This window comes from Variovorax soli, assembly GCF_031454625.1.
Classification (GTDB): domain Bacteria; phylum Pseudomonadota; class Gammaproteobacteria; order Burkholderiales; family Burkholderiaceae_C; genus Variovorax; species Variovorax soli_A.
Genome location: NZ_JAVDRF010000001.1, coordinates 408,317 through 422,304, shown reverse-complemented (window position 1 = coordinate 422,304; position 13,988 = coordinate 408,317). Strand labels below are relative to the sequence as shown.

The window sequence follows — 13,988 nt, the reverse complement described above, 5'->3', positions numbered from 1 at the left end:
AGACGAGGACATGAAGACGCAGCACCTTCCAGGCATTCCCCGCCGCACGGCCGTGGCCGCCATCGCACTCGCGGCGGCGGGCCTTGCGTCGGCACAGCAGCCCGCGGGCCAGCCGATCCGCATCGGCAGCACGCTGGCGCTGACCGGGCCGCTCTCGGCCACGGCGCAGATCCACAAGCTGGTGGGGGAGATCTACGTCGAGCAGCTCAACAAGCGCGGCGGCCTGCTCGGCCGTCCGGTGGAGTGGGTGGTGAAGGACGACCAGTCCAAGCCCGACCTCGCGCGCACGCTGTACGAGCAGCTGGTGACCGCCGACAAGGTCGACCTGCTGATGGGGCCCTACGCGACCGGCGCGATCCTCTCGGCCATGGGCGTGGCGCAGCGCTACAACAAGGTGCTGGTGCACCACACGCTGGGCATTCCCTCGCTGGCCAAGTACGACATGCAGTTCCCGGCCTGGTCGATCGGCTCGGACCCGGCGACCACGGTGCCCAACACGCTCTTCGACGCGCTCGCGGCCTCGCCCAAGCCACCGAAGACGGTGGCGGTGGTCACCAGCAAGTTCCCCTCGATCCAGTTCATGAGCGCGGGCGCGCGCGAGGTGATCAAGAAGCGCGGGCTGACCGAGGTGCTGTTCCTCGAGTGGGACTTCGGCAACCGCGACTTCGGGCCGATCGCCAACCGCGTGAAGGATGCCAAGCCCGACTTCGTGTGGGTCGGCGCCATCGGGCTGGAGGGCAACCTGCTGCTCGACGCGATGAAGAAGATCGACTATTCGCCGCCGCAGCACTTCTACCTGTACCCGGCGCCGGGGCCGCTGCTCGCGTCGCCGGAGGCGAAGAACGCGCTCTCGGCCACCATCTTCGAGGCGCAGCCGCCCTTCACCTCCAATCTGGGCGCGGCCGAGTTCGTCAAGCTCTACAGCGAGCGCGCCGCCAAGGCCGGCTTCTCCGACACCTCGGTCGAGACCCAGGCCGCGGCCTCGTACACCGCCTGGCAGATCCTCGAGGCCGGCGTCGTCAACACCAGGAGCCTGGACGACAAGGCCATCGCCACCTGGCTCAAGGCCAACAAGGTCGACACGCTGCAGGGCAAGCTGCGCTTCGACGGCACCGGCAACTTCGGCGACGACCTGATGCGCATCAAGCAGATCCAGAACGGCAAGTGGGTCGTCGTGTGGCCGAAGGAAGTCACGTCGGGCGGCGCCAAGCTCATCACGCCGTGACATGAGCGCCGCACGGCCGCCCCGAAGGCGCGATGGCCCCCTCGGGGGGCAGCGCAGTACACGAAGTGACCAGCGTGGGGGCTCCATGAGGGCCGCACGGCCGCCCGAAGGCGCGAACGCCCCCTCGGGGGGCAGCGCAGTACACGAAGTGACCAGCGCGGGGGCGCCATGAGCGCCGCACGGCCGCCCGAAGGCGCGAACGCCCCCTCGGCGGGCAGCGCAGTACACGAAGTGACCAGCGTGGGGGCTCCATGAGCGGTTTCACGCTCCCCAGCATTTCGCTGCTCTCCCAGTCCATCCTCTCGGGTATCTTCGTCGGGGCGCTCTACGGATTGATGGGCCTGGGCCTGAGCCTGAGCTGGGGCCTGCTGCGCCTGATCAACCTGGCGCACTTCGCCTTCGCCTTCCTGGCGGCCTACCTCTGCTACCAGATGGCGACGATGGGCATGGACCCGCTGCTGACCCTCGCGGTCATCGTGCCGCTGTTCTTCGCGCTCGGCGCGGGGCTGCACTGGGTGATGGCGCGCTTCGCGGTGACGCCGTTCAACTCGCTGCTGCTGACCTTCGGCCTCACGGGCATCGCGGAGAGCGTGATCCAGTCGATCTGGACCGCCGACTTCCGCAAGCTCGAATCGCATTACGGCGAGCAGAAGTTCAAGCTCGCGGGCCTCTACATCCCCGTGCCCGAGCTGATCACGCTGGTGGTGGCCCTTGCGCTCGCCTTCGCGGTGTGGGGCGTGCTGCGCTATACCGACCTCGGCCGCGCACTGCGCGCCGCGGCGCAGGACGGGCCGGTGGCCGCGGCCTTCGGCGTCAACGAGAAAGCACTGGGCCTGCTGCTGGCCGGCACCTGCGCGGCGCTCGCGAGCATCGCGGGCGTGTGCCTGGCGCTGAGCTTCTCGCTCACGCCCTCGCAGATGTACGCCTGGATCGGCGTGGTGTTCGCGGCGGTGATGCTGGGCGGGCTGGGCAGTGCGCTCGGTCCGCTGGTGGCGGGCATGCTGATCGGCGTGAGCGAGGCCGTGACCATGGCGGTGACGGCGCCTTCGTGGGCGCCGATCGTGTCGTTCACGCTGTTGATCGTGATCCTTCTCTTCAGGCCAGGAAAGAGCGCGTAGATGAAACAAGGCATCGGACTTCGTTCCCTCCCGCTTCGGGCGCGGCCCCGCCCGCTCGCCGAGGGAGAGGGAGCGACGCGCGCGATCACCTCGGCGCCCGCCCGAAAGATACCGGCCCCGCTCCTGATCCTCGGCGCCGGCGTGCTGCTCGCCTTCGTGCCGCAGCTCGGCCTGCCGGCCTTCTACGACTCGCTGCTCTACCTGATGCTGCACTGGGTGGTGCTCGCGACCTCGTGGAACATCCTCTCGGGCTACTCGGGGTATTTCTCCTTCGGGCACGGCGCCTTCTTCGGCACCGGCATCTACACCAGCGCCAACCTGATGGCGCGCTACGACTGGCCCTTTCTCTGGACGCTGCCCGCGGCCGCGCTGGTCGCGATGGTGCTGGGCGTGGCGCTGGGCGCGATCGTGTTCCGCGTGAAGGGCGTGCGCGGCGAGCTGTTCGCGCTGCTGACGCTGGCCATCACCTTCGTGATCGGCACCATCGTGGTCAACACGCCGCTGGACGGCGGCAACGGCGTCTCGCTGGCGGCGGTGCCGGTGCCGAAGATCGGCCCCACGCCCTCGGCCACCTTCTACCTGCTGGCGCTGGCGGCGGCAGTGGCGACGCTGCTGATCGCCTGGGGCATCCAGGTGTCGAAGTTCGGCGCCGGGCTGTTCGCCATCCACGACGACGAGGAAGCCGCCGAAGTGCTGGGCGTGCCCACCTACCGCTACAAGCTGATGGCACTGGCCGTGTCGTGCGCGCTGGCCGGCGTGGCGGGCGGCATCCACGCGCTGTTCCTCTCGTACGTGACGGCGGGCGAGGTGTTCACGATCACGGTGCCGCTGACGGTCGTGCTGATGAGTGTGCTCGGCGGCACGCGCCACTGGGCCGGGCCGGCGATCGGCGCGGTGGCGATCACCGGGCTGCTCTACAGCTTTACCGCGGCGGACCATGCGGTGGCGGGCAAGGCGCTGATCGGGGCGATCCTGATCGCGGCCATTCTCTTCATGCCCGACGGCATCCTGGAACGCGTGCGGCGGCTGTGGCGGCGTGCGCCGGGCACGGTGCCGCCTTCCGAGACTGTGCCGGCGGCCGCGGCACTCGCGCCCGCCGCGCCGAGTGTGGCGAGCGCTGCCGCTGCGCAAGGCGAGGTGCTGCTGCGCGTGAAAGGGCTGAGCAAGTCCTTCAAGGGCGTGCGTGCGCTCGCCGGCGTGGACGTCGAGGTCCGGCGCGGCGAGATCCTGGGGCTGCTGGGGCCGAACGGCTCCGGCAAGTCCACCTTCATCAACGTGGTCAGCGGACATTACACGCCGACGGCCGGGCAAGTGGAGTTCGAGGGCCGCAGCCTCAACGGCCTGCCGGCGCACCGCATCGCGGGCAGCGGCATCGCGCGTACCTATCAAATCCCGCGGCCTTTCGGCCACCTGAGCGTGCTGCAGAACGTGGCCATCGCCACCCTGTTCGGCGGCGCGGTGCGCGACCCGTCGGACGCGCGCCGGCAGGCGATGCGCTGGCTCGAGTTCACAGGGCTGGAGCAGAAGCACGACGCGCGGCCCGACGATCTGAACCTGCACCAGCGCAAGTTCCTGGAGCTGGCACGCGCGCTCGCCTCGCGTCCGCGGCTGGTGCTGCTGGACGAGGTGCTGTGCGGCCTCACGCCCAGCGAGATCGACGATGCGGTGGCGCTGATCCGTCGCATCCGTGAGCAAGGCTCCACCATCGTCTTCGTGGAGCACGTGATGCGCGCGGTGATGGCGCTGACCGACCGCATCGTCGTCTTCAACCACGGCGTGCTGCTGGCCGAGGGCCCGCCGCGCGAGGTGATGCAGCGGCCCGAGGTGATGAGTGCCTACCTCGGAAAGGCCGCCCATGCTTGACGTGCGCGACCTGCAGGTGGCCTACGGCGCGGCGAATGCGCTGTGGGGCGTGTCGCTGACGCTGCAGCGCGGCGAGCTGCTGTGCGTGGTCGGGCCGAACGGGGCCGGCAAGACCACGCTGATCGGCGCGCTGGCCGGCATGCTGCGCGCGCGCGGCGGGCGCATCGTGTTCGACGGGCAGGACATCACGCAGCGGCCCGCGCATCGCTTCTGCGAGGCCGGCATCGCGCTGGTGCCCGAGGGCCGCCGGCTGTTCACCGGCATGACGGTGCAGGAGAACCTGGAGCTCGGCAGCCTGCTGCCGCAGGCCAAGGCGCTGCGCCGGCAGACGATGGCGCAGGTGCTCGACCTGTTCCCGGCGCTGAAGGAGAAACTCGCGAGCCCGGCCGGCGAGCTCTCCGGCGGACAGCAGCAGATGGTGGCGATCGCCCGCGCGCTGATGGCGCGGCCGCGCCTGCTGCTGCTGGACGAGCCCTCGCTGGGCCTGTCGCCGCGCATCGTCGGCGACATGTTCGCGGCCATCCGGCGCATCAACGCCGATGGCGTGTCGGTGCTGCTGGTGGAGCAGAACGTCGCGATGGCGATGGAAGTTTCGCAGCGCGCCTACGTGCTGGAGGAGGGCCGCATCGTGGCCGAGGGCCTGCCGCATGAGCTGCTGGCGCGGCCCGAGATCCAGCGCGTGTACCTCGGTGTTTGAACCCAGTTCCTCGACGGAGAAGCCCATGCTGTTCCCCACCACCATCGTCGGCAGTTTCCCGCAGCCCGAGTGGCTGATCGACCGCGCGAAGCTCGCGGGCCGCTTTCCGCCGCGCGTGCGGGCGCGCGAGCTGTGGCGCATTCCGCCGCAGTACCTGCAGGAGGCGCAGAACGATGCGACGCTGGTCGCGATTCGCGCCCAGGAGGAGGCCGGCCTGGACATCGTGAGCGACGGCGAGATCCGGCGCGAGAGCTATTCGAACCGCTTCGCTACCGCGCTCGACGGCGTGGACCTGGACAACCCGGGCACGGCGCTCGACCGTTCGGGGCATCCGAACCCGGTGCCGCGCATCGTCGGCCGCATCCGGCGCCGGCATCCGGTGGAGGTGGAAGACCTGAAGTTCCTGCGCGCGCACACGCGGCGCCAGGTGAAGATCACCGTGCCTGGCCCCTTCACCATGCTGCAGCAGGCGCAGAACGATTTCTACAAGACCGAGGAAGAAGCGGCCATGGACTATGCCGAGGCGGTGAACGCGGAGATCCGCGACCTGTTCGCGGCCGGCGCGGACGTGGTGCAGATCGACGAGCCCTACATGCAGGCGCGGCCCGAGAAGGCGCGGCAGTACGGGCTGGCGGCGCTGAACCGCGCGCTCGAGGGCATCACCGGCACGACCGCGGTGCACATCTGCTTCGGCTATGCGGCCATCATTCACGAGCGGCCGAGCGGGTACTCCTTCTTGCCCGAGCTGGCGCAGTGCAGCTGCCGGCAGGTGTCGGTGGAGACGGCGCAATCGCACCTCGACTGCTCGGCACTGGCGGCGCTGGACGGCAAGCGGGTGATGGTGGGATGTATCGACCTGTCGACGCCGGAGGTGGAGTCGGTCGCCACCATCGTCGAGCGCATCCGGCGTGCGCTGCCTTATGTGAAGCCGGAGAACGTCATCCTCGCACCCGACTGCGGCATGAAGTATTTGCCGCGCGATGCCGCCATCGGCAAGCTGCGGGCGATGGTGGCGGCAGCCAGGGTGCTGCGCGAGGAGCACCACTGACGGGCGAGTTGTGCCGGAGGGAAGCTGCCCCGGCACCGGCCCGCGCGACCCGCCGATGCAAGCTCAGCCGCGCGTGACCTCGATGCTGTAGAGCCCCCAAGGGCACAGGGCGAAGCGTTCCTTGAGCGGCTTGTCCTTGAACGCCGGCAGCGTGTCGGCCTCGTAGACCGCCCACTGCGGGCCCAGCCCGCCCAGCGCGAGCGGGCCGCCGTCGATCTCGGTGGCCACGATCATCCGGTAGCTGCGGGCGTCGGCCATGCGAAGCGGCACGACGTAGCCGTCCACCGCGCGCAGTGCCAGCATGGCGTCGGCGGGCACACCTGCCGCTTCCATCACGCTGGTCAGCAGGGGGCCGGCGAGCGCGTGCGGCTTGGAGTCGTACTCGAGCGTCGGCTTGATGCGGACCACCGGCAGACGGCGCAGGGCCTCGGCGTCGAACACATAAGCCTTGTCGAACTTGACGCCGTGCTTCGCCATCAGCTGGTCGAGCGCCGGATCGACGGGGCCGCGGTTGGTCTTGCCCACCGCGCCGCTGACGGTCAGGAGGCCCGGGCCCGTGCGGGCCGCGTCGGCCGCGGACGCGTTGACCGATGGCAGCAATCCGGCGAGGGCCGCGGTTCCGAGGAAGTGTCGTTTGTTCATCGGACGATTGTGGGGCATGGGTGGGGCATGGTCCTCAACGTCGTGCAGCTGGGCGCGATCTGCATCGGGCTTGTCAAGGCGCTTTGAACGCCTCGCGCGCAGGGTGCCCTGGACAACCCGCGCCCACCTTGCCAAACTGCGCCCCATGGCGCTCCCCCACGCATCATCCGGCCAGGTCGTGAACCTCGGCGCGCTCGACATCGACGCAGCGGAGACCTGTGCACTCCTGAAGGCCGGCGACATGGAGATGATGTGGCTGGTGCTTCCGGCAGGCAAGCAGGTCCCCTCGCACGCCGTTTCGACCTCGATGACCTTGCAGTGCATGCGCGGAACGGTCCAGGTGCAGCTCGACGGCGACATGAAGCTGCTGGGGCCCGGCCAGGTCATGTACCTCGCCGGCGGCGTGACGCACGGCTTGCATGCGCTGGAAGATGCCCGGTTGCTGATGACCGTCGTGCTGCCGGCCAGCCGCACCGACTGAGCGGAGGGGCAATGTCTTCGCCGGGCGCATTGGCGGCTGGCGGGTCAGGTCTTCAGGAACGGTCCGGACGGTGCTTCACCACCCGTGGAAGCGCCCCCAGGTCTGCAGCGTGCCGTCTTCGGCCAGCGCGTGATATTCGGGAAACTGCGCCCCGGTGGCGCACGCGTGGTTGGGCAAGATCCTCAGCCGCGTTCCCATGGGAAAGCGCGCGACGATGTCCGCGTCCGCCGCGCCCTCACACGACACGATGCCGTGCTCCTGGTTGGCCGCCGAGAGCAGATAGCCCCGGATCGGCGTTCCCTCCACGGTGCAGACCTGGCCGTAGCCGTAGTCGCGCCGCTGCCTGGCCGTGCCCCGGTCGCGGCTCATCGCCATCCAGCCCGCGTCCACGATCGCCCAGCCCTTGTCGGCCTGGTGGCCGATGACGGTGGTGAGCACGCTCAGTGCGATGTCTTCTTCGCTGCACACGCCCACATTGCGCATCACCAGGTCGAAGAAAACGTAGACGCCCGCGCGCAGTTCGGTCACGCCTTCCAGCGAGGTGGTCTCCAGGGCCGTGGGCGTGGATCCCACCGAGAGGATGGCGCATGGCAGCCCGGCATCGCGCAGCCGCTCGGCGGCCCGCACGCAGCCCGAGCGCTCCTGCTCGGCCAGCTTCGCGAGGGCCTGCGGCGTGTCCAGCTCATAGCTGGACCCCGCATGCGTCAGCACGCCGGCCAGACGCATGCCGCCTGCGTGCAGCGCGCGGCCGACCGCCAGCAGGGAATCGTCGTCCGGCCTGATGCCCGAGCGGTGACCGTCCGTGTCGATCTCGATGAGCACGTCGAACGCGTGCCCGTGTTCGCGGCCGAAGTCGACGATGGCCTGTGCCCCCTCGACGCTGTCGGTCAGGATTTGAAGTGCACAACCGCGCCGGCAAAGATCCAACGCATGGCCCAACCGATGCGGTGCCATGCCGACGGCGTACAGGATGTCTGTGATGCCCTGTGCAAAGAACTGCTCGGCCTCCTTCAAGGTCGATACGGTGATGCCGGTGGCGCCGGCGGCGCACTGCGCCGCGACGACATCGGCGCATTTGGTGGTCTTGACGTGGGGGCGAAAGCGCACGCCGAGCGCATCGGCGCGGGCTTGCATGCGTGCGATGTTGTGCTGCATCCGCCGCAGCGAAACGATGGCCGCGGGGGTGTCCAGGGTGGCGAGGGTCTCTTGCATGGTGTTCGGTTCAATCGAGATACGCGCCCTTGGCCTTGAGCGCGGGGACGTCTTCGCGGATGCCGCGCGCGATGAGCGCGCTGACGGCGGCGGGCGTGGCATCCGCGGGCTTGGGCAGGTCCAGACCCAGTGCTTCCATCTGCTTGCGCAACGCAGGATCGGCGACCGCTTGTTGCAAGGCGCCCGTCAACCGGGCCACCACCGGCTGCGGCGTGCCGCGCGGGGCGAAGAGCGCGTTCCAGGAGCGCACATTCAGCGGGTACCGGGCTTCGGCCGCCGTGCCGACCTGGGGCAGTTGTGCCAGGCGGGTCCCCGACAGGACGGCGATGGCCTTGATGCGCCCACCCGCAACCTGCGGCAGCGCAGTGGTGGTCTGGTCGCACATGAAATCGATCTGGCCGCCCATGAGATCGTTGACTGCGGGAGCGACGCCCTTGTAGGGGACGTGGGTGACGTTGTGGCCGATGGAGGACAGCAGAAGCACGCACCCGTAGTGCGAGATGGAGCCCACGCCGGCGCTGCCGTACGAGGCCTTGCCGTTGTTCTTCGCCAGCCAGGCGACAAAGTCCTGCAGATTGCTGGCCGGAAGGTCGGCGCGGGCGAGCAGCAGCAAGGGGGATGCGCCGGCCGGACCGATGGGTGCGAAGTCCGCGACCGGATCGTAGGCCAGCTTCTTGTAGAGCGCGACGTTGGCCACGTGCGTGCCGATGCCGCCGAAGGCGATGGTGTAGCCGTCGGGGTTGGCTTTGGCGGCCTTGGTCAGCCCGATGACGCCGTTGGCACCTCCCAGGTTCTCGATGACGACGGGCTGCCCGAGGTCCTCCGACATCTTCCGCGCGACAGCGCGTGCCAGCGCATCGCTGGGGCCACCGGCCGGGAATGGAACGATCATGGTCACCGGACGGGAGGGGAAGGCCGCATCGGCGGCCATGGCGGCCGGCGCGCAGAGCGAAGTGACACAGGCGGCTGCGAGGCCGGCGATCAGGCGCATCAAGTGTTTCATGGCGATTCGTGGGCTGGGGATCGGTGATCAGGGGGCGGCACAGTGGAAGGTCCGCAGCCAGGGCAGCGCGCGCTCCAGCGTGGGCGACTCGACTTCGGCGAGTGGCGCACCCGGGGGACGGGGCAAGCCGACCCGGTTGTGCCAGTAGGTGCGCAGCCCCACGCTGGCGGTGCCGAACATGTCATAGCCCGAACCGGCGACGAATGCGGCGTCCCGCGGCTCGACCCCCAGCCGCTCCAGCGCCAGCCGATAGGGCTGCGGGTGCGGTTTGTAGAAGCCCGCTTCTTCGGAGGTGACGACCACGTCCCACGCGATGCCCAGCCGATCAGCGGCCCGCATGCCCAACCGGCGCGAGCAGTTGGTCACGACGCCCAGCTTGCAGTGCGGCGCGAGCGCCAGCAGGAGTGCGGCGGCCCCGCTCCAGACGGGCAGTTCGTCCCAACGGTATTCCAGCGCCTGAGGCGCGCTTGCGGGCAGCCCTACGGTGGCTGCGGCTTGGCGCACGAGATCTTCGTAGGGCGCATAGGCGCCACAGCCATAGGTCAGCCGCAGGTATTCCGCGCGCCAGCTTCGGCCCATGTGCTCCGAGCCCGCGGCGGCGTTCCAGACGGTCCAGGAATCGAGCAGCGCCGTGAGCAGGTCGAACAGCACGGCGCCAGGGTAGCGATCGCCCGCGGCGAGTGGGATGGAAGTGTCTTGCATGGGGCTACTCTAGGCTCGAAAGCTGTTTTCTGAGCTTCACGATTGCGTCATCAGTAGTTAAGATTTGCTGAACGATGCAGATCGATGACCTCCGCCTTGCCGCAGCGCTGCTGCGCGAACGCTCGCTCAGTGCCGCCGCCCGTTCACTGGACGTGACCCCGCCCGCGTTGTCGATGCGGCTGCGCAAGCTGGAGGCGACGCTCGGCCTGGTGCTGGCCAACCGGACGGCACGCAAGCTGCAACTGACGTCCGAAGGCGAACGGTTCGGCCGCGAGGCCTACGAACTCTTGCTGAAGTTCGAAAGCCTGCAGGAATCCCTGCAGCGCGATGACAAGAGGCTGACCGGGACATTGAAGATCGCCGCGCCTTTCGGCTACGGCCGGACTCATGTCGCACCCCAGCTTTCGCGTTTCTCGCGCATGCATCCAAGCCTGCGGCTGCAGCTCGACCTGCGCGAGACTCCTTGGCCCGACCGGCACGATTCCGATGCCGTGGTGCATGTCGGAACCGTGCGGGATTCATCCTGGGTGGCGCACCCTTTGGCGGCAAACGAGCGATGGCTGTGCGCGGGTCCCGACTATCTTCGCGAGCACGGCATCCCCAAGAACCCTTCGGATCTGGCCTATCACGCGTGCATCTGCATTCGCGAGAACGACGAGGACGTGACGCTGTGGCACGTGCGCTCTGTCAGCGGCTCCCGCAAGGGCTCGACCCTTCGCATCAACCCGGCGTTCGTCACCAACGACGGCAGCGTGGCGCGGCAGTGGGCGGAAGACGGCATGGGGCTCGTGCTGCGTTCCCAGTGGGATGCGGCGCCGGCGGTGGCCGCCGGGCGCCTGGAGCGCGTGATGGCGGACTGGACGTTCGGTGCCGCTCCCGTGGTGGTGCTCGTGCCAACGCGCAAGGGCCGCAGTCCCAGGACCCAGGCCTTTGTCAGGTTTCTGGTGGAAGCCGCATCAACGATGGCTTGAGGCTTCCTCGACGAAGGCATCGACGACTCGCACCGGCTTGCCTTGAGCGGGCGAGAACCATCACGCGCGTTCGGACAATTGGGCCAATGCTTCGATCTCGCAGTGGATGGCGACCTGGCCCGACACAACCGTAGCGGTTACAAGCGGCGCCATATCGCGACCACATGCGGAAAGCACTGGATGGGCGTACAGTATCCGCATGGACCGCGAAATTTGGATTGCCGTTTGCGCCCATCGGCTTCAGAGGCAGTGGCGCACCATCGACCCGGATCAGCTCGACGAGCTCGCCGGGGATTTATGGAAGGATGAGCGGTTGCGAAGCATGGCGCCAGAGGAGGCGGCTGCGCGGTGGCTGGAGCCGCTGGGGAGTTCGTGCTCAGATCCGCCTTCTTGAAGTCCGCTCCGTGACGCCGGCAGCCCGAATGCTCGCATGCTTTTGTCGGCGTCAAACTCTGCATTGACACTCACCCATCAAGCGCAAGCTGATATTTGGGCCAGTCGAGTTTGTCAGTCAGCGTGCGCCCTACATAGGCTGCGTCCTGCATCTGACAAGGCGTTCTATTACCGAGCGACAGACGCCTCGCAACCCGCTTTGACAATTCTCCCTAGGCCAATGATCCGCTGGCCTCAGGCATTTACGCGGGCAAGATCAAATCGATCATTCCGCCTCCGCTGGCTTCGCATGTAAGGCGCGAAGGCGTGCGATTCATCGACGAGCTCAAGCGCACGCAGGCACCCTAAAGGCAACGCTCTGGCAGGAGATAACGATGAAGACCAATGGTGCTTCAACGTCGTTCTGGATGGCTTCCGCCGCCATGCCTTCGTTTGCCCCCTTGGCCGGGCCGGCGCAGGCCGATGTCTGCGTCATCGGCGGCGGCATTGCCGGCCTGACCACCGCTTACCTGCTGTCGCGCGAAGGTAAGAGCGTGGTACTCATCGAAGCGTTCGAACTCGCCTCAGGGGAAAGCGGCCGCACCACCGCTCAGTTCGTGCCGCCGGACGACTTCTATTGCGCGATCGAGAAGTCTTTCGGCGCCGAGGGCGCGCGCAAGGTCGCGACAAGCTTCCACGCCGCGACTGACTTGGCCGAAGACATCGCCAAGGCCGAAGCGCCTGACTGCGGCTTCGAGCGTCTGGACGGCTACCTGTACTGCTTGCCCGGGCAAGACGGAGAGATGTTGGAGAAGGAGCTGGACTCGGCGACCCGGGCGGGGGTGGAGATCGAGAAGCTCCCGAGAGTTTCAGGACTCTCGTTCGATACCGGGCCATGCGTCAAATATGCTGGATTAGGCCAGTTCCATCCGGTTCGGTACCTGGCCGGCGTCGCCAACGCATGTTCGCGCCAGGGCGTGCGAATCCACTGCAATACACGCGCCCTGGACATCAAGGGGAAAGGTACAAATCAGATCGTCGTGACCGAGCAGGGCGACATCCTGGCCAACGCCGTCGTTGTCGCGACGAACACACCCTTCATGGATCGCGTGGTCATGCACACGAAGCAGTCGGGCTATCGGACTTATGTCATCGGCATCCAGATCCCCAAGGGCGCGTTCCCGCGCATCCTGTTGTGGGACACGGGCGATCCCTATTACTACCTGCGACTGGATTCCCCCGAATCGGGGTCCTCGACCGACACACTGATCGTTGGTGGCGCAGACCACAAGGTGGGCCAGGACTCTCACCCCGAGCATCGGTACGACGAGATCGAGAAATGGGTACGCGACCGGTTTCCCATGGCGGGAGCGGTGACCCACCGCTGGTCGGGGCAAGTGATGGAGCCGGCCGACAGGGTGGCCTATTTCGGCCCCAACCCCATGGACGACGGAAACGTCTACCTGATCACCGGGGACTCGGGCACCGGAATGACCCATTGCACGGCGGCTGCCATCGCCATCACGGACATGATCATGGGAAGAGCCAATCCGTGGTCAGATCTTTACGATCCATCGCGCAAGGCGACCCATGGCTTGGGTGACTTCGTCAAGGAGCAGGCCAATACGCTCGCGCAATACAAAGAACTCGTGACCGGCGGCGACGTCAGGGAAGTCGAGCAGATCAAGCCGGGTGAAGGTGCGGTGCTACGGCAAGGGACCACAAAACTGGCCGTCTACAGAGATGAATCAGCCGCATTGCATGTGCGCTCGGCCATCTGCACCCATTTGGGCTGCGTCGTCGCGTGGAATTCGGCCGAGAGATCCTGGGATTGTCCTTGCCACGCCTCTCGCTTCAGTGTGGACGGTGAAGTGTTGCACGGCCCGGCAAGCGTGCCTCTGGCACCTGGAAAATTGCTGGCATCCAGTTCTACCTGACGTCAGCGGGAGGCGAGATCGCGCGTCACGCAGTGTTCATGAACCTTTGGATGCCGAGGCCATCATGAAGCGCGGCATTGTGCTCACCGCCCTCATGCTTGCTGCCGGCGCGCCTCATGCGCAGACGGCAAGCTTCGACACCGACCCCGTCGGCCGCTCGCCGGCTGGCTGGGCCTGCGGCACCACGGGCCGAGGCAGTCCGCGCTGGACCGTCGAAGCGGACGTCGGCGCCCCAAGTCCACCCAACGTGCTCATGCAATCCGGCTCAGGCACGTTCCCCTGGTGCGTTCGCGGCGATTCGGCCATTGCCGATGGCTTTGTCGAAGTGAAGTTCAAGCCTGTCGGAGGCCGCGAGGATCGGGCGGGGGGCGTGGTCTGGCGCTGGAAAGATGGCAACAACTACTACGTCGCGCGAGCCAACGCGCTGGAAAACAACGTTTCGCTCTACTACACCCAAGGCGGCACCAGACGGACGCTGAAGTACGTTGATGCGCCCGTATCGGCAGGCGCTTGGCACACCCTGCGCGTGGAATTCGTCGGCACACGAATCACAGTGCTCCTCGATGGCAAGACCACCATCAAGTTCGAGGATCCGCACATTTCAGGTCTCGGTGCCGTCGGTGTCTGGACCAAGGCCGACAGCGTGACGGCTTTCGACGACTTCGCGTACGGGTCCGTCAAGTAGCACCGCCAGCAAGGCGGTCCAACCCGTCGAGC

Annotated in this window: 13 protein-coding genes; 9 read left to right on the top strand and 4 right to left on the bottom strand. The window is 67.6% G+C overall.

Annotated elements, in window-relative coordinates; all coding sequences use genetic code 11:
* The first annotated feature begins 10 nt into the window (after window positions 1-10).
* The 5 genes from J2739_RS02045 (at window position 11) to J2739_RS02025 (ending at window position 5,951) form a co-directional block, all read left to right on the top strand.
* Window positions 11-1,225 (top strand): amino acid ABC transporter substrate-binding protein, encoded by a 1,215-nt coding sequence (locus J2739_RS02045; protein ID WP_309898037.1) that lies wholly within the window; start codon window positions 11-13, stop codon window positions 1,223-1,225.
* A gap of 251 nt (window positions 1,226-1,476) precedes the next feature.
* Entirely contained in the window at window positions 1,477-2,343 is an 867-nt protein-coding gene (locus J2739_RS02040; RefSeq protein WP_309898036.1) for a branched-chain amino acid ABC transporter permease, read from the top strand.
* Window positions 2,344-4,206, top strand: a complete 1,863-nt coding sequence (locus tag J2739_RS02035) for a branched-chain amino acid ABC transporter ATP-binding protein/permease (protein ID WP_309898035.1) — start codon at window positions 2,344-2,346, stop codon at window positions 4,204-4,206.
* The gene (locus tag J2739_RS02030) at window positions 4,199-4,903 is read left to right on the top strand and encodes an ABC transporter ATP-binding protein (protein ID WP_309898034.1); all 705 of its coding nucleotides are present in this window, start codon (window positions 4,199-4,201) and stop codon (window positions 4,901-4,903) included. Before J2739_RS02035 ends, J2739_RS02030 begins: the two co-directional genes overlap by 8 nt.
* A gap of 25 nt (window positions 4,904-4,928) precedes the next feature.
* Entirely contained in the window at window positions 4,929-5,951 is a 1,023-nt protein-coding gene (locus J2739_RS02025; protein ID WP_309898033.1) for a uroporphyrinogen decarboxylase family protein, read from the top strand.
* Between the two features lie 63 nt (window positions 5,952-6,014).
* Here the strand turns inward: J2739_RS02025 and J2739_RS02020 are convergent, their stop codons facing one another.
* Window positions 6,015-6,593 carry a putative pterin-binding protein gene (locus tag J2739_RS02020; RefSeq protein ID WP_309898032.1) on the bottom strand — a complete coding sequence of 193 codons (579 nt, stop codon included), beginning with the start codon at window positions 6,591-6,593 and terminating at the stop codon, window positions 6,015-6,017.
* 145 nt (window positions 6,594-6,738) lie between these two features.
* Between J2739_RS02020 and J2739_RS02015 the strand changes: the two genes are divergently transcribed.
* A complete protein-coding gene (locus tag J2739_RS02015; protein ID WP_309898031.1) occupies window positions 6,739-7,074 on the top strand; it encodes a cupin domain-containing protein in 336 nt (111 codons plus the stop codon).
* 75 nt (window positions 7,075-7,149) lie between these two features.
* Here the strand turns inward: J2739_RS02015 and J2739_RS02010 are convergent, their stop codons facing one another.
* Genes J2739_RS02010 through J2739_RS02000 form a run of 3 tightly spaced genes read right to left on the bottom strand, consistent with a single transcriptional unit; the run spans window position 7,150 to window position 9,991 of the window.
* Entirely contained in the window at window positions 7,150-8,286 is a 1,137-nt protein-coding gene (locus tag J2739_RS02010) for a DSD1 family PLP-dependent enzyme (RefSeq protein ID WP_309898030.1), read from the bottom strand.
* 10 nt (window positions 8,287-8,296) lie between these two features.
* Complete coding sequence (locus tag J2739_RS02005; RefSeq protein ID WP_309898029.1) at window positions 8,297-9,289, bottom strand: tripartite tricarboxylate transporter substrate-binding protein; 993 nt, start codon at window positions 9,287-9,289, stop codon at window positions 8,297-8,299.
* A gap of 27 nt (window positions 9,290-9,316) precedes the next feature.
* The gene (locus tag J2739_RS02000) at window positions 9,317-9,991 is read right to left on the bottom strand and encodes an HAD family hydrolase (protein WP_309898028.1); all 675 of its coding nucleotides are present in this window, start codon (window positions 9,989-9,991) and stop codon (window positions 9,317-9,319) included.
* 74 nt (window positions 9,992-10,065) lie between these two features.
* Here J2739_RS02000 and J2739_RS01995 point away from each other — a divergent pair, with 74 nt between their 5' ends.
* The 3 genes from J2739_RS01995 (at window position 10,066) to J2739_RS01985 (ending at window position 13,956) form a co-directional block, all read left to right on the top strand.
* Window positions 10,066-10,962, top strand: coding sequence for a LysR family transcriptional regulator (locus J2739_RS01995; RefSeq protein ID WP_309898027.1), 897 nt, complete (start codon window positions 10,066-10,068; stop codon window positions 10,960-10,962).
* Between the two features lie 767 nt (window positions 10,963-11,729).
* Window positions 11,730-13,271, top strand: a complete 1,542-nt coding sequence (locus J2739_RS01990; protein WP_309898026.1) for an FAD-dependent oxidoreductase — start codon at window positions 11,730-11,732, stop codon at window positions 13,269-13,271.
* A 64-nt stretch (window positions 13,272-13,335) separates the two neighbouring features.
* Entirely contained in the window at window positions 13,336-13,956 is a 621-nt protein-coding gene (locus tag J2739_RS01985; RefSeq protein ID WP_309898025.1) for a 3-keto-alpha-glucoside-1,2-lyase-like domain-containing protein, read from the top strand.
* Window positions 13,957-13,988 lie beyond the last annotated feature (32 nt).

What these genes read in the sequence shown, in the direction of transcription:
- J2739_RS02035 (WP_309898035.1), top strand. Translation starts at nt 2,344, where the DNA reads ATGAAACAAGGCATCGGACTTCGTTCCCTCCCGCTTCGGGCGCGGCCC.
- J2739_RS01985 (WP_309898025.1), top strand. Translation starts at nt 13,336, where the DNA reads ATGAAGCGCGGCATTGTGCTCACCGCCCTCATGCTTGCTGCCGGCGCG.
- J2739_RS02010 (WP_309898030.1), bottom strand. Translation starts at nt 8,286, where the DNA reads ATGCAAGAGACCCTCGCCACCCTGGACACCCCCGCGGCCATCGTTTCG.
- J2739_RS02030 (WP_309898034.1), top strand. Translation starts at nt 4,199, where the DNA reads ATGCTTGACGTGCGCGACCTGCAGGTGGCCTACGGCGCGGCGAATGCG.
- J2739_RS02015 (WP_309898031.1), top strand. Translation starts at nt 6,739, where the DNA reads ATGGCGCTCCCCCACGCATCATCCGGCCAGGTCGTGAACCTCGGCGCG.
- J2739_RS02000 (WP_309898028.1), bottom strand. Translation starts at nt 9,991, where the DNA reads ATGCAAGACACTTCCATCCCACTCGCCGCGGGCGATCGCTACCCTGGC.
- J2739_RS02025 (WP_309898033.1), top strand. Translation starts at nt 4,929, where the DNA reads ATGCTGTTCCCCACCACCATCGTCGGCAGTTTCCCGCAGCCCGAGTGG.
- J2739_RS01990 (WP_309898026.1), top strand. Translation starts at nt 11,730, where the DNA reads ATGAAGACCAATGGTGCTTCAACGTCGTTCTGGATGGCTTCCGCCGCC.
- J2739_RS01995 (WP_309898027.1), top strand. Translation starts at nt 10,066, where the DNA reads ATGCAGATCGATGACCTCCGCCTTGCCGCAGCGCTGCTGCGCGAACGC.
- J2739_RS02020 (WP_309898032.1), bottom strand. Translation starts at nt 6,593, where the DNA reads ATGAACAAACGACACTTCCTCGGAACCGCGGCCCTCGCCGGATTGCTG.
- J2739_RS02040 (WP_309898036.1), top strand. Translation starts at nt 1,477, where the DNA reads ATGAGCGGTTTCACGCTCCCCAGCATTTCGCTGCTCTCCCAGTCCATC.
- J2739_RS02045 (WP_309898037.1), top strand. Translation starts at nt 11, where the DNA reads ATGAAGACGCAGCACCTTCCAGGCATTCCCCGCCGCACGGCCGTGGCC.
- J2739_RS02005 (WP_309898029.1), bottom strand. Translation starts at nt 9,289, where the DNA reads ATGAAACACTTGATGCGCCTGATCGCCGGCCTCGCAGCCGCCTGTGTC.